Annotated in this window: 19 protein-coding genes; 10 read left to right on the top strand and 9 right to left on the bottom strand. The window is 74.5% G+C overall.

The annotated features are described in order from the left end of the window. Positions 1–19 precede the first annotated feature (19 nt). Together VYL96_RS11595 and VYL96_RS11590 are read right to left on the bottom strand one after the other, a co-directional pair. Positions 20–739 carry a CPBP family intramembrane glutamic endopeptidase gene (locus VYL96_RS11595; RefSeq protein ID WP_243699613.1) on the bottom strand — a complete coding sequence of 240 codons (720 nt, stop codon included), beginning with the start codon at positions 737–739 and terminating at the stop codon, positions 20–22. Then, positions 736–1,836, bottom strand: a complete 1,101-nt coding sequence (locus tag VYL96_RS11590) for an NAD(P)H-binding protein (protein ID WP_165928443.1) — start codon at positions 1,834–1,836, stop codon at positions 736–738. The genes VYL96_RS11595 and VYL96_RS11590 overlap by 4 nt, the downstream gene beginning before the upstream one ends. A gap of 154 nt (positions 1,837–1,990) precedes the next feature. Between VYL96_RS11590 and VYL96_RS11585 the strand changes: the two genes are divergently transcribed. Then, on the top strand, positions 1,991–3,076 hold the full coding sequence (locus VYL96_RS11585) for a DUF695 domain-containing protein (protein ID WP_131885263.1): 1,086 nt from the start codon (positions 1,991–1,993) through the stop codon (positions 3,074–3,076). Here the strand turns inward: VYL96_RS11585 and VYL96_RS11580 are convergent. Next, positions 3,030–4,661 (bottom strand): type VII secretion EccE family protein, encoded by a 1,632-nt coding sequence (locus VYL96_RS11580; protein WP_131885262.1) that lies wholly within the window; start codon positions 4,659–4,661, stop codon positions 3,030–3,032. The two genes, VYL96_RS11585 and VYL96_RS11580, sit on opposite strands and share 47 nt — an antisense overlap. A gap of 150 nt (positions 4,662–4,811) precedes the next feature. Between VYL96_RS11580 and eccB the strand changes: the two genes are divergently transcribed. Then, positions 4,812–6,266, top strand: coding sequence for a type VII secretion protein EccB (gene eccB / locus VYL96_RS11575; protein WP_131885261.1), 1,455 nt, complete (start codon positions 4,812–4,814; stop codon positions 6,264–6,266). Between the two features lie 65 nt (positions 6,267–6,331). Here eccB and mycP read toward each other — a convergent pair whose 3' ends face one another. Next, complete coding sequence (gene mycP / locus VYL96_RS11570) at positions 6,332–7,777, bottom strand: type VII secretion-associated serine protease mycosin (RefSeq protein WP_131885260.1); 1,446 nt, start codon at positions 7,775–7,777, stop codon at positions 6,332–6,334. Continuing rightward, positions 7,774–9,294 (bottom strand): type VII secretion integral membrane protein EccD, encoded by a 1,521-nt coding sequence (gene eccD, locus VYL96_RS11565; RefSeq protein WP_131885259.1) that lies wholly within the window; start codon positions 9,292–9,294, stop codon positions 7,774–7,776. The genes mycP and eccD overlap by 4 nt, the downstream gene beginning before the upstream one ends. Before the next feature lie 190 nt (positions 9,295–9,484). Between eccD and eccCa the strand changes: the two genes are divergently transcribed. The 6 genes from eccCa to VYL96_RS11535 all read left to right on the top strand — a co-directional run bounded on the left by eccCa (position 9,485) and on the right by VYL96_RS11535 (position 17,598). After that, positions 9,485–13,555, top strand: coding sequence for a type VII secretion protein EccCa (gene eccCa, locus VYL96_RS11560; protein ID WP_131885258.1), 4,071 nt, complete (start codon positions 9,485–9,487; stop codon positions 13,553–13,555). Next, complete coding sequence (locus tag VYL96_RS11555) at positions 13,552–14,391, top strand: hypothetical protein (RefSeq protein WP_131885257.1); 840 nt, start codon at positions 13,552–13,554, stop codon at positions 14,389–14,391. Before eccCa ends, VYL96_RS11555 begins: the two co-directional genes overlap by 4 nt. 112 nt (positions 14,392–14,503) lie before the next feature. Continuing rightward, on the top strand, positions 14,504–14,824 hold the full coding sequence (locus VYL96_RS11550; RefSeq protein WP_007628508.1) for a WXG100 family type VII secretion target: 321 nt from the start codon (positions 14,504–14,506) through the stop codon (positions 14,822–14,824). 33 nt (positions 14,825–14,857) lie between these two features. Continuing rightward, positions 14,858–15,151, top strand: a complete 294-nt coding sequence (locus tag VYL96_RS11545; protein ID WP_063971898.1) for a WXG100 family type VII secretion target — start codon at positions 14,858–14,860, stop codon at positions 15,149–15,151. 167 nt (positions 15,152–15,318) lie between these two features. After that, the gene (locus tag VYL96_RS11540; RefSeq protein ID WP_131885256.1) at positions 15,319–16,677 is read left to right on the top strand and encodes an NAD-dependent succinate-semialdehyde dehydrogenase; all 1,359 of its coding nucleotides are present in this window, start codon (positions 15,319–15,321) and stop codon (positions 16,675–16,677) included. A gap of 48 nt (positions 16,678–16,725) precedes the next feature. Beyond that, a complete protein-coding gene (locus VYL96_RS11535; RefSeq protein ID WP_131885255.1) occupies positions 16,726–17,598 on the top strand; it encodes a sulfurtransferase in 873 nt (290 codons plus the stop codon). 103 nt (positions 17,599–17,701) lie between these two features. Here VYL96_RS11535 and VYL96_RS11530 read toward each other — a convergent pair whose 3' ends face one another. Both VYL96_RS11530 and VYL96_RS11525 read right to left on the bottom strand, forming a co-directional pair. After that, a complete protein-coding gene (locus VYL96_RS11530; protein ID WP_131885254.1) occupies positions 17,702–18,532 on the bottom strand; it encodes an HpcH/HpaI aldolase/citrate lyase family protein in 831 nt (276 codons plus the stop codon). A gap of 100 nt (positions 18,533–18,632) precedes the next feature. Continuing rightward, positions 18,633–19,028, bottom strand: a complete 396-nt coding sequence (locus VYL96_RS11525) for a VOC family protein (RefSeq protein WP_131885253.1) — start codon at positions 19,026–19,028, stop codon at positions 18,633–18,635. A gap of 132 nt (positions 19,029–19,160) precedes the next feature. On the opposite strand from VYL96_RS11525, the gene VYL96_RS11520 reads away from it, so the two are divergent. Then, positions 19,161–20,243: an efflux ABC transporter ATPase subunit, DrrA-related gene (locus tag VYL96_RS11520; RefSeq protein WP_131885252.1), complete on the top strand. Its 1,083-nt coding sequence runs from the start codon at positions 19,161–19,163 to the stop codon at positions 20,241–20,243. After that, entirely contained in the window at positions 20,240–21,106 is an 867-nt protein-coding gene (locus tag VYL96_RS11515; RefSeq protein ID WP_063971904.1) for an ABC transporter permease, read from the top strand. Before VYL96_RS11520 ends, VYL96_RS11515 begins: the two co-directional genes overlap by 4 nt. Here the strand turns inward: VYL96_RS11515 and VYL96_RS11510 are convergent. Both VYL96_RS11510 and VYL96_RS11505 read right to left on the bottom strand, forming a co-directional pair. After that, complete coding sequence (locus VYL96_RS11510; protein ID WP_243699612.1) at positions 21,026–21,436, bottom strand: transcriptional regulator; 411 nt, start codon at positions 21,434–21,436, stop codon at positions 21,026–21,028. The two genes, VYL96_RS11515 and VYL96_RS11510, sit on opposite strands and share 81 nt — an antisense overlap. Then, positions 21,433–21,930 carry a hypothetical protein gene (locus VYL96_RS11505; protein WP_131885251.1) on the bottom strand — a complete coding sequence of 166 codons (498 nt, stop codon included), beginning with the start codon at positions 21,928–21,930 and terminating at the stop codon, positions 21,433–21,435. The genes VYL96_RS11510 and VYL96_RS11505 overlap by 4 nt, the downstream gene beginning before the upstream one ends. Positions 21,931–21,964: the final 34 nt, after the last annotated feature.

Raw genomic sequence — 21,964 nt, 5'->3', positions numbered from 1 at the left:
GAGGCGGGGGTCAGGGGGGTCAGCCGCGCGCGGCGTCGAGGATCGGGCCGAGCGCGAACAACATCACCATCGACCACGCGACGTGCGTGATCGCCGGCCCCAGGACACCGCCCGTCGCGCGCCGCTGGAGCGCCGTCACGACACCCACGATGACGGCCGCGAGCACCAACAGCGGGATCCCGGCGGTGGCCGTGACCGCGGCGTACACGACGGTGGTGGTGAGGACCGGCCGCACGCGTGAGGCCGCCGAGTACACCGCGCCGCGGTGGAAGCACTCCTCGGCGACCCCGTTGACCGCCGTGAGGACCGCGACGAGCGCGAGGTTCCCCACGGTCGCGTGGGCGAGGAGCGCGTCGACCGGGTCGCGGAGCGGCTCGATGCGCGCCACGACGAGGGCTCCCAGGCAGAACACCAGCGCGAGCGCGGCGGCCGTGAGCACCGACGACAGCACCGGTCGGCGCGGGCGGTACGGCTCGCAGCCCACCCGGATCGGGCCCGAGGCGAACGCGCCGGTCAGCCACACCGCGGCGAGGAGGGCGGTGGCGGGGTAGAAGAGGGCGTCCCCGGCGGGGATCCGGAGCGCCCACGCGCCCACCGCCGCGCCGACGACGAGGGTGACGACGACGACGAGGACGCGCCGCCGGGACGGGTGCGACGGCGCGGTGTCCATGTCACCGGTCCGCAGCGCCCGCAGGTACCGACCGGTGGGCGTGTCCCGGTCCCGCTGTCCGGACGTCACGGCCGGGATCGCGCGCGCCCGAGGGTGGGCGGGCGGACCCCGGCCCAGTCGGCGTCGGACGGCAGCAGGCGTGCGGGATCGCCGAGCGGATCCGCGCCCTCCCACAGGGGTGGCCGCGCGGGACCGTGCGGCACCCGGAGCGCCTCACGCAGGGCGTCGCGGTAGGTCGTGCGCCCGCCCGGCGGGGGACCGAGCACCTCGTCGGCGTCGTCGACGCCCACCACGGCCTCGCACCGCAGTGACTCCACGAGCGGCTTGGCCAGGCCGGTGTCGAGCGGTGTCACCAGTCCCAGCCACAGCGCCGACAGTTCGGGGGTGAGCACGGGCACCGGGACCATGAGGCGACGACGCAGGCCGGCCTCCTCGGCGAAGACCTGCATCATCTCGCCGTAGGTGAGCACGTCGGGTGCGCCCACGTCGATCGCGCGGCCGCCCGCGAGGTCGCCCTCGAGCGGGCGCGCGGTGGCGGCGTCGAGGTAGTGGACCACGTCGCGCACGGCGATCGGCTGGATCCGGTTGTGCACCCACCTGGGCGTGACCATCGCCGGGAGCCGGGTGGTGAGGTGCCGGATCATCTCGAACGACGCCGAGCCCGACCCGATCACCTCCCCGGCCCGGATCACGAGCGCCGGCACGGAGGAGGCGAGCATGATGTCCGCGACCTCGGCGCGCGAGCGCAGGTGCGGGGACAGGTCGTCGTCGTCCTCGGGATGCAGCCCGGACAGGTGCACGATGCGCCCGACGCCCGCCTCCTCGGCGGCGCGGACGAACTGGTCGGTGGTCTCGCGCTCCTCCCGTTCGAAGTCCCTAGAGCCACCCATCGAGTGCACGAGGTGGCACGCCACGTCCACCTCCTGCAGCGCCGCGAGCAGCGCGTCGGTGTCCCCGAGCCCGCCGGAGCGCACGGTCACCTCGTCCCGCCACGGCACGTCGTCGAGTCTGGCGGGGGTGCGCGCGAGCACGGAGACCTCGGCGCCGTCCGCGAGGAGCCGGGGCACGAGCCGCGATCCGATGTACCCGGTCGCGCCGATCACGAGCACCCGCCGGTCGTGCCGCGCTCCGGAGGACAGCCCGGCCAGGTCCTGGGAGGAGGTCATGGCCTCGACCCTGCCACCGTCGCCGCCCCCTCGCACCCGCTCCACGATCGGCCTTCTGACCTGTCCGGGTGTGTCGGCGCGGGCGCGATCGGCGGGTTATCCGGATACTGGGGGAGACAGGCACTCACGGACCGCGGCCACGGGAGGAGAACACATGGCGATTCGCGCGGCTCGACCCCGGCAGCTCTCGCGATCGCTGGACTTCTCCGGCGTGCGCATCGAGACGGCCCGCCTGCGATCGGACCGGGCCATCACCACCTTCTGGCGCTGGTGGTCGGCGGACGGCAGGCGCCGGGCCACCGCGGCGATCGACTCCGGCGACACCGGGCGGGTGGTCCCGGAGATCAGTTCGCTCATCGAGGCCATCGACCCGGGCCTGTCGTGGGAGTTCGTCCCGGGCTGCGAGGACGTGCCCCACCGGCTGACCGTGACCGCGGCGGGAGTACCCGAGCTGCGGGGCGCCGCCCGTCGGTGGCTGGCCGCCGCGCCGCGGGCCGACGAGACGTGGTCGTTCGCCGACCTGCGTGAGCCGGTCCGGGGCTGCGCGATGTACTTCCGCGATCACCGGCTGGGGTTCGACGACGCCGAGGCCGTGGTGGACCTGGGGCTGTCCCGGGCCGACGTCACCGTGCACCACCCGGCGTTCACCGCGCTGACCGGGGCCGATTCGTCGATCGCCGCCTACCTCCTGCTGGACGCCCTGTGCGGGGAGGAGCAGGTGGAGACGTGGGTCGGGCTCATCAGGGCCAACGCCACCGCGCCCGGCGTCGACGCGGTCCCGCTCGCCGACCTGCCCCGGATCCTGCGCGAGCTCGCCGCGGACAACACCGACGAGCTGGGTGACCCGGCGTGGCAGATCCTCCACGGGGACACCGACCGTGGCCCGCTCGTGGCCGTCGTCCGCGTCCCGCTGGTCGCCCTGTCGGCGCCGGAGTTCGACCGCCACGTCGCCGTCCACGTGCCGTACACGGACGTCGAGGACGGGGGCCTGCCCGGCTCGCGCTCGCTGCCCGGCCTGCGGGACCTCGAGGACCACCTCGTCGAGCGCCTCGAGGGCAACGGCGAGTGCGTCGGGGCGGAGAGCTGCGACGGCCGCCGTCTGCTGCACTTCTACGTCGACTCCACGACCCCAGCCCACGAGCAGCTGCGCGTGGCGGCGTCGGGCTGGGATCAGGGCGAGGTGACGGTGACCGTCACGGATGATCCGGGCTGGCGGAAGGTGCAGCACCTGCGGGTGTGAGCTCGCCCGGCACGGTGAGGGGGCCGACGAACGCCTCCTCGCCGGGACCGGCCACCACCGAGACGCGGCGGGACTCGCCCGCGCGCGGCTCGACCGAGATCCACCCGTCGATCCGCCCGTCCAGCACGAGGTCCGGAGGGGCCGCGGTGTCCGCGTGCCGCTCGCCCCGCAGGTCCCAGTCGGCGTCGACCCGGATGACGGTGGGCGGGGTGACGTCCGGACCGCCCGGCCCGGCGAGGGCGTCGATGCGCCCCTCGGTCAACGGACCGTCGACGTCCCACATCACGGCGTCGACCGGGGCTCCCGCATCGGAGGCGTCGGGCTCGACGATCCGGTAGCGGGACTCGTCGCCGATCGCGGTCAGCGGCCGCCACCGGTCGGGGACGTCGGTGACCACGGCGACCCGGTACCCGGCCGCGACCGCGCGGAACGCGACCTGTCGACAGACCGCGGGTCGCGCGGCGAGCAGCACCGATCGCAGGTGCGGGCCGGCCAGCTGGACCGCCGCCGCGCCCCCGGTGCGTGTCGCGCCGAGGATCTGCCCGCAGCCGTGCGCCGGCGGCGCGAGGGCGGCGAGGTCGTCGACACGTCGCCGGGCCAGGGACCCGGCGACGGCCACGGGCATCTCCTCGCCGGGGACGGGCAGGACGCCCGCCGACGGCAGCCGATGGCAGGTGTCCGCGGTGGTCGGCAGGACCCGCTCGGCCACCGCCTCCGCGGCCACGCCGGTCAGGCCCACGGTGGTCACCACGTCCACCACGTCGTCGCGGCCCTCCACGCGCCGCAGGCGGAGCACCTCGGTGACGCGCGCGGCCCGCACGGTGGTGAGCCCGTCGATGACCGCGCGCGGGTCGGCGGACGGGCGCACCACCACCCCGACGCCCGGCTCCGGGTCGGCCTCGGCGTCCAGGTAGAGGCCTGCGAGTCCGGCCGCGTCGAGGACCCGGCACGGCGCCCCGTGGTGCACCAGCGACCGGCGCAACCGCTCGGTGGCCACCGTGACCACCTGCTCGAGTGAGCCGTCGGCCCGTCCGGCGGGCCCCAGCGCGAGCCGTGCGAGGTCGAACCGCAGCAGCAGGTGGACGCGCCGGTGCGAGATCAGCGCGAGCGGGCCGACGAGCGCGTCGTACACCTCGCCGTCGTCACCCGTCGCGGCGCGGCGACCGTCGACCACCACGTCGATCCCCTCGAGACGCACCCCGCCCTGCTCGAGCTGGCGTGCCACCACCGCCAGCGGGAGGCGGACGCCACGATGCGCGGCCGGGTCGTCGCGCCCCACCTCGGTGGTCACGAGCGCGCCGGCCGAGATCTCCACGGCGGTCGTCACCACCCGCTCGCCCTCCACGCATCCGACGGGGGAGCGGTCCGGGGCGACGAGGTCCACCACGTCGACGGGCCGCTGACGCGCGGTCCCCGGGCGAGCCAGCACCGGACGGCCGCCGCGGCGCGCGGTGATCACGGCGGCGACGAGCGCGACCGCCAGGAACTGGGCCCACGGTTGCGCCTGCGGCGGGCAGACCACGGTGAGAACGACCGTCGCCACGAGCGCGGCGACCAGCCCGGCCAGGGTGGGAACCGCCGTCATCCACGCGCCCCCTTCACGCCTGTCGCGAGCTCTCGGGCGCGTGCGGACGGCGCCCCGGATGACCGGCCACGGGGGCCGGATCCTGGCGTACCCTACCCCCGGTGCCCCCGGCCGCGGGGGTCCCACATCCGTGGAAAGGGGGCCGCGCCGGTGCCGCTCAAGCCGACGACCAGGGCGCAGGTGGACGGCCACCGCTTCCTCGCGCGCCGGGCCCGCCACGCCGTGGTCTCCCGCGACGTCCGGATGTTGCACGACCCGCTCAGGCGTCAGTCGACGGGGCTGACGATCGGCGCGGTCGCGGCGGTCCTCGGTGTGGCCGGCGCCGCGGTGTTGGCCCTGTTGGACCCCGCCCCGGACGTCGGCAGCACGACGATCATGGTCGGGCGGGACTCCGGGCAGATGTACGTGCGCGCCGGCCAGACGGTGCACCCGGTGCTCAACCTCGCGTCCGCGCGGCTCGTGCTGGGCGAACCCGCGGAGCCGCGGACCGTGCGCGACGCCGACATCGCCGGCACCCCGCGCGGCGGCCTGCTCGGCATCCCCGGGGCACCGTCGGCGTTACCCGGTCACCGGGACGCCGAGGCGGCGGCCGCCGTGTCGTGGACGGTGTGCGACGAGGTCGTCGACGCCGACCGCGGCCGCCCGCGCGTCGCCGGCACCAGCATCGTCGCGCGGGAGGACGCGGACGCCGGGGCGGCGCCCGGGCGCGAGACGGGCCCGGACGAGATCGTGCTGGCGGACCAGGACGGCACCGGCTGGCTGCTCCGCGACGGCACCCGCGCGCGCATCGACCTCGGGGACGGCGACCTGCTGGAGATCCTCGGCCTCGGCGGGGTCGACCCGCGTCCGGTCACCGCGGCCCTGGTGGACCCGCTGCCGGAGGTGGACCCGGTGCGCCGGCCGGTGATCGAGATGGCGGGCGAGCCGGTCGACTACGGACTCGACGGGCTGCGGATCGGCCAGGTGTTCACCGTGGAGACGGCCACGGGGACGCGGACCCATGTCGCGCTGGCCGACGGCGTGCAGGAGGTCGGACCGGTGCTCGCGGACGTGATCCGGTCCACCGCGACGGTGGGGGCGGTCGCGCAGGTGCCGCCGGACCGGATGGGCGTGCCGCGGTCGGTGGCGCTGGATGTCGAGGCCTTCCCCGGCGAGCGCCCGACGGTGCTGGAGACGTCCGCCTCGCCGGTGCTGTGCGTGCGCGACGCGGGTGGGCCGGGCCCCGCCGCGCGCCGGGTGTCACTGGTGGCGGGCGCGCCGACTCCCGGACCCGGGGAGGCGCGGGCGGTGGCCGGCGCAGACGGCGGGGGCCCGGCGGTCGACGCGGTGGGCGTGCCGGGCGGCGGGCTGCTCGTCGCGGCGACGGGGCGGGGCACGACGACGCGCACCGCGGTCACGACGATCGTGGCCGACACCGGGGTGCGGTTCGACGTCCCCGACGCGCCGACCGCGGCGGTGCTCGGCCTGGGTGGCGCGCCGGTGCCGGTGGACACCGCGATCCTCGACCGTCTCCCGGCCGGGCCGCGCCTGGACCGCGGGTCGGCGCTGGTCGCGCGGGACGGTTCGGAGCTGGAGCCGGTGGGTCAGGACGACGCGACGCGCTGACCCGGGCGCGTGGCGGGCGTCGGCCCGCGACGGGTGGCAGGTCCGCGACGGGCGGCGGGGCGCCGTCAGTCCGCGCGGGGGTGCCGGCCGCCGCGGCGCCCGGCGTCGCGGGGCCCGGCGGCGCGGGGCGTGTGACGGTCCGGCGCGGTGTCGCGGGACCCGAGCAGGGTGACGACGACGAGGGCGATCGCCCCCAGGGTCAGCGCGCCCGCCGCCACGCCCGCGCCGGCGCCCGCACCCGGTGGGCCGGGGTCGGGCGGGGGAGCGGCGATCGTGGTGGTCGACGGGGCGGGCCGGCCGGCTCTGCGGACGCCGGTCACGGCGGCAACCGGGTCCACCACCCCGTGGCCGATCGCATGGTCGTGCCCGCCCGCGGCGGGGATCGCGGTGTCCTCGATCCGGGCGATCACCTGGCGCGCGGTGAGCCCGGGATGGGCCTGACGGACGAGCGCGGCGGTGCCGGCGACGAACGGCGCGGCGAAGCTGGTGCCGCTGATCGGGGTGCGAGAGCCGTCGCCGGCCACGACGAAGTCGGACACGCCCGCGCCGTCGGCGCCCACGGACCGCAGCCCCACGGCGGGCGCGGCGACGTCCACCCACGGGCCGCGCAGCGAGAACTCCGCGGGGGCGCCGTCCGCGTCGACGCCCCCGACGGTGAGCACGTGGTCGTCGTACCAGGCGGGCGAGGCGATCGTGAGGACGTCGTCCCAGCCGTCGTCGCCCGGTACCGACGGGTCGGCCGCGGGCGGGTTCTGCTCGCCGCACGCCTCGCCGACGTTCCCGGCGGCGGCGACCACCACGACGTCGTGGTCGACGGCGGCGTAGCGGATCGCGCCGCCGAGGGTGGCGTCGGCGAGCACGGTGCCCGCGGGGACGCAGGCGACCTCGGAGATGTTGATGACCCCGGCGCCGGCGTCGACGGCGGCCCGGATCGACCGGGCGAGGGTGGACAGGGTGCCGACCCCGGCGCCGACCGTCGGGCCGCCCGGGCCGGGGCTCTGGGCGCGGAGGACGCTGCTGGACTGGCGGATCGAGACGATCTCGACGCCGGGCGCGATGCCCGAGTGCCCGGTGGCGTCCTCGGTGGCCGCGAGCACGCCGGCCACGAGCGTGCCGTGGGCGTCGCAGTCCTCCGTGCCGTCCCGGCCGGGCACCACGTCACCGGCCCCGCGGACCCGGGGCAGCCGCGGCCCGGGGTTGACCCCGGTGTCGATGACGGCCACGACCTGCCCCTCCCCGCGGCCGTGGATCCACGCGTCGGCGAGCTCGGCGGCGGTCGCGGAGGCGGGCGGGGCGGTCGGGTCGAGGACGGCGGCTGTGGTGCGGCACGGGCCGTCCAGGCGCAGCGGCCCGGACTCCAGCCCCGAGCCCTCGGGGACCGGGCCGTCGATCGACGGGCGCTCCACCGCGGACGCGGCGGGCATCCCGGCCGGGTTGGCGAGCAGCTGACCGGCCACCACCGCGGCCACGGCTGCCGTGGCCGCCGCCCGCCGGACGGCACGGACCGTCATCGCTGGCGGACGAGGGAGTAGACCTCCATGGCACCCACCGCGAGGGGGACGATCGCGCAGAGGGCGACGGCCTCGACCACGCCCACGGCCCGGAGTGCGCCGGGGGAGAGGTCGACATGCGGGAGGACCGACGCGGCCACGACGACCGCCGCGGCGACGGCCACCGCGGCCGGGACGACGACCCCCACCGGCGAGTCGACGGTCACGCCCGCGCCCACCAGGACGCCGGCGGTGAGCACGAGCGCCGAGACGAGCAGCACGGCCGTGTGGACCCGGTCGGCGTAGCCCAGCCCGCGGAGCACCAGCACGACGATGAGGACGAGCGCCATCGGAGCCGACCAGCGGGTGGTGTCGCCGTCGCCGGTCAGGGACGTCAGCGATCCGGCCGTGCAGACCGCGCCCGCCGCGGCCAGCAGGCCGGTGAGCCAGGACCGCGAGGTGAGGAACCGGTGCCGGAGCACGTCCGGCGTGGGCAGGGGGCCGCGGGCGCGACCGCGCACGTCGTGGTCGATGTCCTCGAGGTCTCCCGCCTCCACGTCCTCGCCCGGGGCGGGCACCGGCGGGATGGGGATCCGGGCGGCCCAGACGGCGATCCGCGGGGCCGCGGTGAGCAACAGGAGCCCGACGAGCACGGCACCGGCGCCCACCGCGGGGGCCGGCGTCGGGGTCGTCGCCGCCACGAGCGCACCGACCGCGCCCGTCGCGAGCGCCACGCACGCCGCGAGGTACCCGGCGGCGGTGTCGTAACCGCGGGCCGGCCCCGGGCGGAAGACGGTCGATCGGAGCACCCCGGCGAGGACCGCCCCGGCCGTGAGTCCGCCCAGGAGGTGCCCGGCGCCGACGGGAGGGCCACCCACGGTGGTCCCCGCGAGCACCGTGAAGCCCACCGCACACGCACCCGCGACGGCGTCCGCGGACCCGGGGACGGGGGCGCGACGCAGGGCGAGGGCCGCGGTGAGGCCGAGCAGCGCGAGCAGAACCGACACCAGCGGGGTCGTGAGCCCGCCGTCGAGCCACCACTGCCGGGTCGCCGCCACCGCGGCGGCGACCGCCACGACAGCGGTCGCGGCGGTCGCGGTGGTGACCGCGTCGCGGCGGCCCCACGAGGCGGAGCGGGCCACGTCCGGCTCGGTCAGTCCCTGCAGGACGTCGTCGAACAGCGGGGCGGGCGTCGGCACCGGGCGGTGGTCCAGCACGAGGATCTCGCCGTCGTGGACGCGCTGCTGGGCGAGGGTCTCCGACACGGCCAGCGGGCCGCCGGCCAGTCGGGACAGCTGCCAGGACCCGCCGGTGCCGCCGCCCATCCGGGCGTCGACGTCCACCCCCGACGCCGGACCCGCGGCCGCGCGGATGTGGTCGCGGACGAGGTCCACGACCTCCGGGATCACCGCGACCAGCTCGAGGTGGGCGGGCAGGCTCAGGTCCACCCGGGTGGATCGGCACACCACCGACACCCGGCGCTGGTCCAGGGGCTCGACGCCCGCGGCGACGCCCCTGATCTCACTGTCCGCCGACATCCCGCCGACCTCCCGCTCGCTCCCGGTTGGTGCCCCCGCCAGGACGTGTACTGCCCTAACATCGCCACCCGATACGCCGATCATTGTCGGGGTGGGAGGGCGCTCGTGGGGGCCCCAACTCCCGGCGGCGCGCCGCGCGCCCGGCGGCAGTGGAGAGGACGATCGCTGGTGACGCACACGGGTGCCGCTGATGGGTGACGTGGTGTTCGCGCGCGCCGAGAAGCTCGACGCCCCGCCCACGCCCGGCGGCCAGATCGCGCTGCAGGCGCCGCCCGCCCTGCCGCGGCCGACCCCGCGTCCGCTCATCCAGATCGTCCTGCCCATCGTGTTGGTGGTGGCCGTGGGCGGGATGGTCGTGGTGATGATGCGCACGGGGATGATGCGCAACCCCATGTTCATGCTCTTCCCGGTGATGATGGCCGTCTCGGCGGTGGGCATGCTCGCCGGCACGCTGACCGGCGGGAACAAGACCGCCGAGACGGACGAACTGCGCAAGGACTACCTGCGCTACCTCGGCCAGACCCGGGACACCGTCCGTGAGACCGCGGCCGCGCAGCGGGCGGCCGCCCTCTGGCGCCACCCGGATCCCGTCGAGCTGCCCGCGCTCGTCGGTACGCCCCGCATGTGGGAGCGCGACGAGTCGGACCCCGACGACCTCACCGTCCGCGTGGGCCCCGGCCGCCAGTCGCTCGCGACCCGGCTCGAGGCCCCGGACACCGGCCCCGTCGACGACCTGGAGCCGGTGTCGGTGGTGAGCATGCGGCGCTTCGTCCGCGTGCACTCGGTGGTCGACGACCTGCCCGTCGCGCTGGAACTGCGCGCGTTCGCCGCCCTGTCCCTCGACGGCGACGTCGAACTCGTACGCGCCGCCGTGCGCGCCATGATCGCCGGCCTCGTGGTGGCCCACGGTCCCGACCGGGTCCGCGTCGCGGTCGCCGCGAGCGAGGGCGACGCCCGCCGGGCGTGGGAGTGGCTCAAGTGGCTCCCGCACCACGAACACCCCGTCTACACCGACGGAGGCGGGCGGGTCCGGCTCACCGAGTTCTCGCTCGCCGGGGTCGAGTCGATGCTGGGGACCGACATCTCGGACCGTCCCGCCTTCTCCCCGAGCGCGGCCGGTGTCCCGGGGCGGGCCCACCTCGTCGTCGTCGTCGACGGGGTCGGCGTCACCGGCGCCGAGCGTCTCCTGGCCGAGGACGGTCTCGACGGCGTCACCGTGCTCGAGGTCTCCGGCAGCCGCGCGGGGCAGCTGCGCGACCTCGCGCTGCGCCGCGGCCTGTGCATCCGGGTCGGCGACGACCGCGTGGCGCGCGTCCGCACCGAGGCGGGGGAGGAGGAGGTCGCGCGGGTCGACGCGATGAGCCCGCCGGAGGCCGAGCGCCTGGCCATGGCGCTGTCCCGGTACCGGCCCGCCGACACGGTGACCCACGCCGACGGCTCCACCTCGACCCGCCGCGCGCCCGGCCTGCCCGACCTGCTGGGGATCGGCGTGGCCACCCAGGTCGACCCGGCGGTCGCGTGGCGGCGCCGCGGCGAGCGCGACCGGTTGCGCGTGCCCGTGGGCGTCAGCCCCGACGGCGCGCCCGTCGAGCTCGACCTCAAGGAGGCCGCGCACGGCGGCATGGGACCGCACGGGTTGTGCATCGGCGCGACCGGGTCCGGCAAGTCGGAGTTCCTGCGCACCCTCGTGCTGGGTCTGGTCGCCACCCACGACCCCGATTCGCTCAACCTCGTGCTGGTGGACTTCAAGGGCGGCGCCACGTTCCTCGGGCTGGAGCCGCTCGCGCACGTCGCCGCGGTCATCACCAACCTGCAGGCCGAGATCACCATGGTCGACCGCATGCGGGACGCCCTCGAAGGGGAGCTCACCCGGCGCCAGGAGGTGCTCCGCGCGGCCGGCAACTACTCGAACGTGGCGGAGTACGAGGCCGCCCGCGCCAAGGGCGCGCCGCTGGATCCGCTCCCCGCACTGGTGATCGTGGTCGACGAGTTCTCCGAGCTGCTGTCCTCCAAGCCCGAGTTCGCCGAACTGTTCCTCACGATCGGACGGCTCGGGCGCTCCCTGCACATCCACCTGCTGCTCGCCTCCCAGCGCCTCGAGGAGGGGCGGCTGCGCGGACTGGACAGCCACCTGTCCTACCGGATCGCCCTCAAGACGTTCTCGGCGACCGAGTCCCGCACCGTCCTGGGCGTGACCGACGCCTACCACCTGCCCGCGACCCCGGGCGCCGGCTACCTCAAGGTGGACGCCGGCGACCCGGTGCGGTTCGACGCCGCCTACGTCTCCGGCCCGTGCACCGAGGACCGCCGCCTCGACGGTTCCACGGTGGCCACGGTCGCCGCCCGCGCGGCGGTGCGGCCGTTCACCGCCTGGTACATGCCGGTGCCGACCCCACCGGTGGTGGTCGGAGGCGACGACGACGAGGACCTCGTTCCCGGCGACGCCGCGGACGCCGACGGCGCGGGGGAGTCGGCGAGCCTGCTCGACGTCCTGGTGGGCCGACTCGCCGGGCACGGCCGACCCGCGCACGAGGTGTGGCTGGCCCCGTTGGGGGAGGGCGCCCCGCTGGACTCGGCCGTGGGCACCGAACCGACGGGCACCGAACCGACGGGCACCGAGCCGACCGGCTCGGACCCGGCGGGGGCCGCGATCGCGGCCGTCCGGCCGGTCGGGCTGCGGTTCCCGCTCGCCGAGGTGGACCTGCCGTTCGAGCAGCGCCGCGACACCTGGTACGTGGACCTGTCCGGGGCCGACGGCAACGTCGCCGTCGTCGGCGGAACCCGCTCCGGCAAGTCGACGACGCTGTGCACCCTCGTGCTGTCCGCGGCCGCGACCACCGAGCCCGACCGGCTGTCGGTATACGTCGTGGACCTCGGCGGCGGACTGCTGCAGTCGGTCGCGGACCTGCCGCACGTGGGCGGGGTCGCCCGCCGCGGTGAGGAGGAGAGGATCCGGCGCACGATCGCCGAGGTGGACGCCGAGCGTCGCCGTCGCGAGGCCGCCTTCCGTGAGGCGGGCATCACCTCCGTCGACCAGGCGCGCCTCCGGGTCGTCGAGCGGAACGGGCGCCCCGTGACGGAATACCCCGACGTCCTGCTGGTGCTCGACGGGTGGCAGGCCCTGCGCACCGAGTTCGAGGACCTCGAGGCCGTGGTCCTGGGCTTGGCCGCGGACGGGCTGTCCTACGGCATCCACGTGGTGCTGTCCGCCTCCCGCTGGGCGGACCTGCGGCCGGCGCTGCGCGACGCCCTGGGCACGAGGGTCGAGCTGCGGCTGGGCGATCCCACCGACTCCATGATCGACCGGCGCGCGGCGATGACGGTCCCGGCCGCCCCGGGGCGGGGACTCACCCGCACCCGCGATCACATGCTGGTCTACCAGCCCCGGCTCGACGGTCGGGTCGACCCGGAGGGCATGGCCGACGCGACCGCCGAGGCCTCGCGTCACCTCGCCCGGCGGTGGCGCGCCCGGGTGGGCGACGTCGGCGCCGCCCCCGTCCGGATGCTGCCCGAGGTGCTGCCCTACGCGCAGGTCGCGAGCCTGGCCCGTCCCGACGCCGACGGTCGTCGCACCCGCGTCCCCCTCGGCGTGGACGAGGTCGACCTCACGGTGGTCTACGCCGACCTGGAGGGCGACCCGCTCATGCTGGTGCTGGGCGACTCGGAGTGCGGGAAGACCTCCCTTCTGCGGTCGCTGTCCCGCGGGCTGGTCGCGGGGAACACCCCCGAACACGCCAAGCTCATCGTGGTGGACTACCGGCGCACGATGCTCGGCGAGGTCACCGGGGACCACCTCGCTGGATACGCGCCCACCGAGACGGCCCTCGTGCCCATGGTCGAGCACCTGGCGCAGGTCCTCGAGGAGCGCATGCCCGGCGCCGACGTCACGGCCGAGGAGCTGCGCGCGCGGTCGTGGTGGAGCGGACCCAGGATCTACCTCCTCGTCGACGACCTCGACCTCGTCATCACGGGCGGGGGCAACCCGCTGCAGCCCCTGGCGCGCTTCCTGCCGCACGCCCGGGACATCGGCCTGTCGGTCGTCCTGGCCCGGCGCAGCGCCGGCGCCTCGCGCGCGCTGTTCGACCCGTTCGTCGCCCGGATCCGCGACCTGGGCGGCGCGGGTCTCGTCATGTCCGGCAGCCGCGAGGAGGGGCCGCTGCTCGGAGGGGTGCGACCCGGCCCGCTGCCCGCGGGGCGGGGACGGCTCGTCACCCGCGACGGCGGCGTGCGGCTGGTCCAGACCGCCCTGTCCGAACCGTGACCGACGCGCGCGCGGCGACCCTGGCCGTGGACCTGTCCTGCTCGGGGCTGGCCGTCGCGGCGGCGTCCGCCTCGGCGGTGCTGTCCCCGGTGGTCGCCCCCGCCTCCGTCCTCGCCGGCCTCGACGGATCGGCGCTCCCGCCCGGTGGCGACCGCATCGAGTGCTCGGATCGGGCCGACGAGGCCGCCGCCCGCTTCCCGGCCCGGTGCCTCGCGGACCCCGTCGCCCACGCGCACCGCGACCGCGTGGACGTCGCCGGCCTCTCCGTGCCGGTCTCCGAACTCCTCGCGGCCCCCGTCGCGCGCGCACTGCGCTGGGCCGGGGCCTCAGCCGGCGACAATGACGGTGACGGCGACGCCGCCGTGCTGGTGGTGCCCAGCGACTGGGGGACGAGCCGCACCACCCGGCTCGTGGCCGCCGCCGGGGACGTGGGGGTCGCCGCCCGCGTGGTCCGCTCAGCCCTGGTCACGGCCGAGGCGCTCCCGTCGTCGTCGGCGCGCTGGGCGGTGTGCGTGGAAGCCTCCCGCACACGCACCACGGTCTCACTCGTCGAACGTGCGCGCGGCGGACTGACCCTGGTCGACCGCGCCGTGGTGCAGCGCCGCGACCCGTTCCGCGACACCGCCGCCGACGACGAGGTGCCGCGCATCCTCGACGCGGTCACCGGCCTGCGGCGCCGGCGGCGCGAGGCGGCCACCGGGTCCGCGGAGGTCCTCGTGCGCGGACGGGTCGCCGAGCGGGTCGTGGACGCGTGCGACCGGGCCCGCCTGCTGTCGTTCGTCGTACCCGAGGTCGCGCCGGTCGAGGCGGCGGCCCGGCTCTACGCCACCTCCTGACGAGCCCGACGGAGATTTTCCCGATCCCGTGGAACCGAACGACCTCCCGGCCGCGTCGAACACTGTGACGGACCCAGAAGGGGAGTCCGCAGCGACCACAGGGGAGGACGAGATGACCGGGTTCAACACCCACATCGGGACCATGGACACGGCGGCCAGGAGGGTCGACGACGTGAACCTCGAGATCGACCGGCTGCTCGGTACCGTGCGGGACTCGGTGTCCCAGCTCGGCGGCTCGGTGTGGCGCGGCGCCGCGCAGGCACGCTTCACCCAGATCATGACCGAGTGGCAGCAGCAGAGCGCCAAGCTCAACAACGCCCTCGCCGGGATCTCGGAGACGATGCGGACCAACAGCTCGTCGTTCGACGCCGCGGACCAGGACTCGGCCGCCCTCATCACCCGGGCCGGCGGCACCGGCCCGCTCAACCTCTGATCGCCGACACCACCACCACCGGAAGGGACCGTCATGACCTCTGGACAGATCACCTACAACCACGGCCCGATCGAGGCCCTCGTCGGTCAGGTCGCGCAGGCGTCCACCAGCCTGCGCACCACTCTCGACGACCTCGAGGCCTACCTCGCCCCGCTGGTCGCAGAGTGGGAGGGTGACGCCGCGGTCGCCTACCAGGCGCACCAGAACGACTGGGACCAGGCCGCGGCAGCGCTGCAGGCGATGCTCGCCGAGATCTCCCGTGCCGCCGCCCAGGGCAACCAGGGCATGGCCGACGCGGATCGTCGTGCCGCCCAGGGCTGGGGCTGACCGACCGGCCCCGACAGCCACGTCCGACCTCCTGCGACCCCGTCCCGCACCACTGCGGAGGCGGGGTCGGGGCGCACCGACCGGATGCACCGGTCCGACCCGCCGCCTACCGCCGCGGGACACGACCGGGCACCACCACCGGCCGCCGCGAGAAGAGGGAGGACCGCATGTACGTCACGCACGACCCGTCCACCGGTCGGACCGACCGCGCATACGAACAGATCCGCGACGTCGACGGCGTCCTGGACACCGTCACCGGGGGATTCGCCACCTGGCGCGCCACCGACCTGGCCGAGCGGGCCCGCATCCTGGTGGCGATCGCCGACGCCTTCGACGAGCACCGCGAAGAACTCGGTAAGGCGATCACCACCGAGATGGGCAAGCTGCCCGACCAGGCGCAGGGCGAGGTGGAGCTCGCGGCGTCGATCTACCGCTGGTACGGCGAGCACGGTCCCGCCCTCCTGGAGCCCGAGTCGCTGGACGTGCCCGAGGCGCGTCTCAACCGGGTCACCTACGAGCCCGTCGGGCCGCTGGTGGGGATCATGCCGTGGAACTACCCCTACTACCAGGTCGCCCGGTTCGCCGCGCCCAATCTGCTGCTCGGCAACACCGTCGTGCTCAAGCACGCCAGCATCTGTGCCCGGTCGTCCGCGGCCATCGAGAAGGTGCAGCGCGCGGCGGGCCTACCCGAGGACGTCTTCGTCAACGTCTACGCCTCCAGCGACACGGTCGCCGAGATGATCGCCGACCCCCGGATCAAGGGCGTCTCCCTCACCGGGAGCGAGGGAGCCGGCGCCGCGGTGGCCACGGTGGCCGCGGAGAACCTCAAGCCCAGCGTGCTGGAACTCGGCGGGTCCGACCCGCTCATCATCCTCGACGCGGACGACCTCGACGAGCTCACCGAGACCGTGGGACGGGCACGGCTGTCGAACTGCGGGCAGGCGTGCAACTCGCCCAAGCGGATCTTCGTTCCGTCGCAGCTCGAGGACGACTTCCTCGGTCGGCTGAAGAATCTCTACGAGGAGCTGACCGTCGGGCCCGCCGCCGACGAGGGCACCGAGCTCGGGCCACTGTCGTCCGAGGACGCCCGCGACGGCGTCGTCGAGCAGGTCGAGACGGCCGTGCGGCAGGGCGCGACGCTCGTCACGGGCGGCGCGGCGATCGACCGGCCCGGCGCGTTCATGCAGCCCACCATCCTCACCGGTATCACCGAGGAGATGGACGCCTACCGCGAGGAGATCTTCGGCCCCGTCGCGATGGTGTACACCTACGACTCCGTCGACGAGGCCGTGCGCATCGCGAACGACACCCACTTCGGGCTGTCCGGATCCGTGTGGGGGACAGACACCGAGCGCGCCTCCGAGGTGGCGGAGCGTCTCGAGGTGGGCATGGCCTACGTCAACGAGCACGGCACCACCATGCCGGGGCTACCGTTCGGCGGCGTGAAGCGCTCCGGGTACGGGCGTGAGCTGGGCCGATGGGGCCTGACCGAGTTCGCCAACGTGCGGCTCCAGCGCGTCAGCTGAACAGATCTGTCTATTCTCGAGGGGCGTACCCCATCGAAAGGACGAGACATGACGACTCCGCTCACCGTGAGCCCCGAGTGGCTGCACGACCACCTGGGTGAGGCCGACCTCGTCGTCGTCGACGCCACCACCCACCTGACCGCCGACGCGGACGGTACCCCGCGCCCGGTCTCGGGCCTCGAGACGTACCGGCCCGAGCACATCCCCGGTGCCCTCTTCGCCGACCTGCTCGGCGACTTCGCCGACCCGGGCAGCCCCCTGCCCGCCACCGCGCCGGATCACGAGCGCTTCGCGGCCGCCGCGAGCGGGCTCGGCATCGGGGACGGCGCGACCGTGGTGGTCTACGACCAGCATGAGGGATTCTGGGCCACCCGGTTCTGGTGGCACCTGCGCTTCGAGGGCTTCGACGACGTCGCGGTCCTCGACGGCGGCCTACCGGCGTGGAAGGCCGCGGGCTACGAGGTCACCGACGAGATCGCGGTGCCGACGCCGCGCACCTTCACGGGCGTCCGTCGGCCGGAGCTGATCCGGTCCACCGAGGACGTGGCCGCAACCCTCGACGACGAGAACACGATCCTCGTCAACGTCCTCGACGAGGCCACGTACCGCGGCGACGTCGACTCGTACGGTCGCCCCGGCCACATCCCCGGCAGCATCAACCTGCCGGTGGCCCGCCTCCGGAACCCTGAGACCGGCAGGCTGCGTCCGCTCGAGGACCTGCGGGCCGAGTTCGAGGCCGCCGGGCTGCTGGACGAGGACCGCACGGTCGTTACCTACTGCGGCGGTGGCATCGCGGCCACCGGAGTCGCCCACGCGCTGGCGCTGGCCGGCCGCGAGGACGTGGCGGTGTACGACGGTTCGATGACCGCGTGGGCCGGCGATCCCGACCTGCCGCTGGTCACCGGCGACTCACCCCGCTGACCGAACCGACCAGCTGAACGACCCGGAGCGACGACAGGGCCCCGACCGCATCGCGGCCGGGGCCCTGTCACGTCCGCGACGAGCCAGGTACCCGAGGCTTCCGTCAGCGCGCGACGGCGTACGCCTGCGCGAGCCGGGCGATCTTCTGCGCGCGGGCCAGGCGCGGCAGGTCCGACCCGTCGTGGCAGCGCTCGCCGCCGTTACCGAGTTCGTCGATGACCGACTCGGCCCACGAGACGTCCGCGGCGGAGGGGGAGAGGACCTCGTTGATGTACGGCGCCTGGTCGACCCGGAGACACAGCTTGCCGGTCATGCCCATCTCGACGGCGTGCTCCGCCGCGTCCATGAGCACGCGGGTGTCGTTGGAGATGGTCGGCCCGTCGATCGGAGGGGCCACGCGCGCGATCCGGCTGGCCACCACGAACTGCGAACGCGTGTAGGCCAGGGCGATCTGGGAGGACCCGATCCCGGTGTCACGTCGGTAGTCCCCGACGCCGAACGCCAGGCGCACCACCTGGTCGGTCTTGGCGATCTCCGCCGCCTGTGCCAGGCCGTCCGCGGACTCGACCAGGGCGACGATCGGGGTGCCCTCGGCCAGGCGGGACGCGGTGAGGGCGACGTGTTCGGCGTTCTCGGTCTTGGCCAGCATCACGCCGTCCAACCCGGGGCAGTGACCCAGCGCCATGAGGTCCTTCTCCCACTCCGGGGAACGGACGTCGTTGATGCGGATCCACGCGTGGTTGCCCGCCTCGAGCCACTGGCGCACCTCGCGGCGCGAGCGCTCCTTCTCGGACTGCCGCACCCCGTCCTCCACGTCGAGGACGACCACGTCCATCTCGGAGTTCACGGCGTCATCGAACAGTTCGGACTTGTCCGCGGGCAGCAGAAGCCACGAACGGGCGATGGTCGGTGGGATGGTCGACTGGGGGCTCACGGGTACCGGTCATCCTTTGGTCGTTGGGGCGTCGGAAGGCGCTGGCGCGGCCTCCCCACGATACGTCGACGAGCCGGGTACGGCTCCGGCGAACCGGACCTCAGACGTCCGCGGCGGTGACGAGTTGGACGAGGTTGCCGCAGGTGTCGTCGAGGATCATCGTCCACACCGGACCCGCCTCGGTGGGCGGCTGCACGATCCGCGCGCCCCGTTCCTGCAGCTCGGCATGCGCCCGGTGGATGTCGTCCACCTCGAACTGGGCGGCGGGGATGCCGTCGGCGTGCAACGCGGTGGCGTAGGCCCGGGCGGCGGGGTGCTGATCGGGCTCGAGCAGCAACTGGGTACCGTTCGGGTCACCCGGGTCGACCACCGTGAGCCAGCGGAAGTCGCCTGCGGGGAAGTCGTGTTTGAGGACGAACCCCAGGACCTCGGTGTAGAAGGTGAGCGCACGCGACTGGTCGTCGACGTGGACGGAGGTGATGGCGATGCGGGGCATGGCACGACGGTAGGCGCCTCGGAGCCCGCCGGCATCCGATCCGAGCGAGCGCGATCCCATTGATGACAGAGGCTGTCCGCATACCGGCTCGGGGCTGTTGACTCCGCCAGAGGCGAGGGCCACCCTTTGAGAGTGAGTATCCGATCCAGCTCCGCACCGGCGATCGAGGCCGAACACCTCGTCAAACGATTCGGCGACTTCACCGCCGTCGACGACATCTCCTTCTCCGTCCCCACGGGGTCGGTTCTCGGACTGCTCGGCCCCAACGGCTCGGGCAAGACCACCACCATCCGGATGATGACCACTCTGAGCCCGCCGACCTCGGGAACCGCGCGGGTCGCCGGCCACGACGTCGTCGCCGAGCCCGCCCAAGTCCGCAAGAAGATGGGGCTGACGGCCCAGTCGGCTACGGTGGACGAGCTGCTCACCGGGCGGGAGAACCTCCGCCTGATCGGCGACCTCTACGGGCTGCCGAAGAAGGCGGTGAAGGCGCGGGCGGACGAACTGCTCGAGAAGTTCTCGCTCACCGATGCGGCCACCCGCGTCGCCAAGAGCTACTCGGGCGGGATGCGGCGCCGCCTCGACCTGGCGGCCAGTCTCGTCGCGGCCCCGCCGGTGCTGTTCCTCGACGAGCCGACCACCGGTCTGGACCCGCGGTCGCGCAACGAACTGTGGGACGTGCTGCGCGGACTGGTCCGTGACGGCACCACGCTGTTGCTCACCACCCAGTACCTCGACGAGGCCGATCAGCTCGCCGACCGGGTGATCGTGATCGACCACGGACGCGTCATCGCCGAGGGCACGCCGCTGCAGCTCAAGGACCGCTCGGGGGCGGCCAGCCTGGTGATCACTGTGTCGCGCCCGGAGGACGTCGACGAGGCCGCGCGGGTGTTGACGACCCGCATCGCCGACTTCCACGTCGACCGGGACGCGCGCCGTCTCACCGCGCCGTCGGAAGGTGTCTCCGCGCTCGCGGGCATCGCCGCGGCGTTCACGGAGGCCGGTATCGAGCTCGACGACATCGGCCTGCAGCGCCCGAGCCTGGACGACGTCTTCCTCTCGTTGACCGGACGCAAGGCGGAGGACCCCCGGCTCGAGTCCGCCGGGGACGGGGCCGCCGAGTCCGAGACCGACGGACCCGAGACACACAGATCCGAGACCGCCAGAGCCGAGACCGCCGGTCTCGGGACCACTGAGGAGGAGCACCGGGTATGAGCACCGTCGCGGACCCCGCCGTGGGGACCACCAGCGCGGACGGCTTCGTCGTCCCTGCCCGCCCGGACGGCCCCTCGTTCGGCCGGCAGGTCTCGGCGCTGGTACGCCGCAATCTGTTCCACATCCGGCGGCAGCCGGAGAACCTGGCGGACGTCACCATCCAGCCGGTGATGTTCGTGCTGCTGTTCGCGTACGTCTTCGGCGGCGCGATCGCCGTGGCGGGCGGGGTGAACTACCGCGAGTGGCTGCTGCCGGGGATCATGGCGCAGACCATGGCGTTCTCGTCGTTCGTCGTGGCGTCGGGGCTGTGCAACGACCTCAACAAGGGCATCATCGACCGTTTCCGGTCGTTGCCCATCCAGCGGGCGTCCATCCTCATCGCGCGGAGCGCGTCGAGCCTCATCCACTCCTCGATCGGGGTGGTGGTGATGTCGTTGACCGGGTTGATCGTGGGGTGGCGGATCCGTTCGAACCTCCTCGACGCCCTGCTGGGCTACGTCGTGCTGGTCGGGTTCGGGTTCGTCATGATCTGGATCGGGATCGTCGTGGGGTCGCGGCTGAAGACGATCGAGGCGGTCAACGGGGTCATGTTCACGACCACGTTCCCCATCACCTTCCTGGCCAACACGTTCGCCCCGCCGGAGTCGATGCCGGACTGGCTCCGGGTCTTCGCGGAGTGGAATCCGCTGTCGTCGGTGGTGCAGGCGATGCGCCAGCTGTGGGGCAACGCCCCGGCCGTGGGGCCGGAGGCGGCGTTACCGCTGCAGTACCCGCTGCTCTCGTCACTGCTGTGGATCGTCGGCCTGACCGTGCTCATCGCTCCGATCGCGATCCGGGCCTTCGACGCCCGCACCCGCGACTGACGCGCTCCGGGCGAGCGGCTCGCCCTCCGCGGCGGCGGCGAGTTCGCGCAGTGCCTCGAGGTGACCGGCGAAGGCCTTGCGTCCGGCGCGGGTGAGGGCCAGCCACGTGCGCGCGCGCCCGGTTGGGGCGGCGGCTTTGGAGGTGGTGGCGTAGCCGGCGTCGGTGAGGACCTTGAACTGCTTGGACAGGACCGAGTCGGCGACGCCGAGTTCGTCCCGGATGGTGCCGAACTCCATCGACTCAACGGGGGCGAGCAGGGCGCAGATCCGCAGCCGGTGGGGGGCGTGGATGATGTCGTCGAACCGGGCGGCGGCGCGCCTGGCCATCATCGACGCGCCTTCGGGAGGGCGGCGGCGCCGGTGCGGATCTCCTCACGCATCGCGCTGTCGACGCGGCGGCCCAGGACGATCGTGGCGATCAGGGTGACGGCGGCGAGCAGGACGGCCAGCCAGACGGGGAGCGCCCGGCCCGAGGCGGTGGGGATGAGCGAGGACCCGGTCACCACCAGCACGATCACCGCGTAGGCGAACCACCACTTGCGGGAGGTGGGGCCGAGGTTGCGCATGTCGACCCACAGGCCGGTGGTGCGCTGGTAGGCCCCGACCAGCAGGCCGATGCCGATCGCCCCGCCCAGGGAGACCACGAGGCGGACGATGTTGTGGAGGTCGAGAGCGCCCACCAGCATGATCGCGGCGAGGATCGCGCCGAGGGCGGGGTGGTACCACCACGGGGTGGTGAGCCTGTCGGCCACGGAGCGGCGGGCCGAGTCGACGTCGGCGAGGGCGGCGGCGGGATCGTACGGCGGAAACGCGTTATTTTCCATGACGGAAACGATAGGGGTCTCTTTCCGTTTCCGC

The organism is Dietzia maris (assembly GCF_036287335.1).
GTDB classification, from domain to species: Bacteria; Actinomycetota; Actinomycetes; order Mycobacteriales; family Mycobacteriaceae; genus Dietzia; species Dietzia cinnamea.
The sequence above is the reverse complement of the archived record's forward strand: the minus strand, read 5'-3'. Positions and strand labels throughout refer to the sequence as shown.

Bases quoted from the DNA above. Each gene is read 5' to 3' on its own strand.
- VYL96_RS11590 (WP_165928443.1), bottom strand. From the start codon at position 1,836: ATGACCTCCTCCCAGGACCTGGCCGGGCTGTCCTCCGGAGCGCGGCAC.
- VYL96_RS11585 (WP_131885263.1), top strand. From the start codon at position 1,991: ATGGCGATTCGCGCGGCTCGACCCCGGCAGCTCTCGCGATCGCTGGAC.
- VYL96_RS11580 (WP_131885262.1), bottom strand. From the start codon at position 4,661: ATGACGGCGGTTCCCACCCTGGCCGGGCTGGTCGCCGCGCTCGTGGCG.
- mycP (WP_131885260.1), bottom strand. From the start codon at position 7,777: ATGACGGTCCGTGCCGTCCGGCGGGCGGCGGCCACGGCAGCCGTGGCC.
- eccD (WP_131885259.1), bottom strand. From the start codon at position 9,294: ATGTCGGCGGACAGTGAGATCAGGGGCGTCGCCGCGGGCGTCGAGCCC.
- eccCa (WP_131885258.1), top strand. From the start codon at position 9,485: ATGGGTGACGTGGTGTTCGCGCGCGCCGAGAAGCTCGACGCCCCGCCC.
- VYL96_RS11550 (WP_007628508.1), top strand. From the start codon at position 14,504: ATGACCGGGTTCAACACCCACATCGGGACCATGGACACGGCGGCCAGG.
- VYL96_RS11545 (WP_063971898.1), top strand. From the start codon at position 14,858: ATGACCTCTGGACAGATCACCTACAACCACGGCCCGATCGAGGCCCTC.
- VYL96_RS11540 (WP_131885256.1), top strand. From the start codon at position 15,319: ATGTACGTCACGCACGACCCGTCCACCGGTCGGACCGACCGCGCATAC.
- VYL96_RS11535 (WP_131885255.1), top strand. From the start codon at position 16,726: ATGACGACTCCGCTCACCGTGAGCCCCGAGTGGCTGCACGACCACCTG.
- VYL96_RS11525 (WP_131885253.1), bottom strand. From the start codon at position 19,028: ATGCCCCGCATCGCCATCACCTCCGTCCACGTCGACGACCAGTCGCGT.
- VYL96_RS11515 (WP_063971904.1), top strand. From the start codon at position 20,240: ATGAGCACCGTCGCGGACCCCGCCGTGGGGACCACCAGCGCGGACGGC.
- VYL96_RS11510 (WP_243699612.1), bottom strand. From the start codon at position 21,436: ATGATGGCCAGGCGCGCCGCCGCCCGGTTCGACGACATCATCCACGCC.
- VYL96_RS11505 (WP_131885251.1), bottom strand. From the start codon at position 21,930: ATGGAAAATAACGCGTTTCCGCCGTACGATCCCGCCGCCGCCCTCGCC.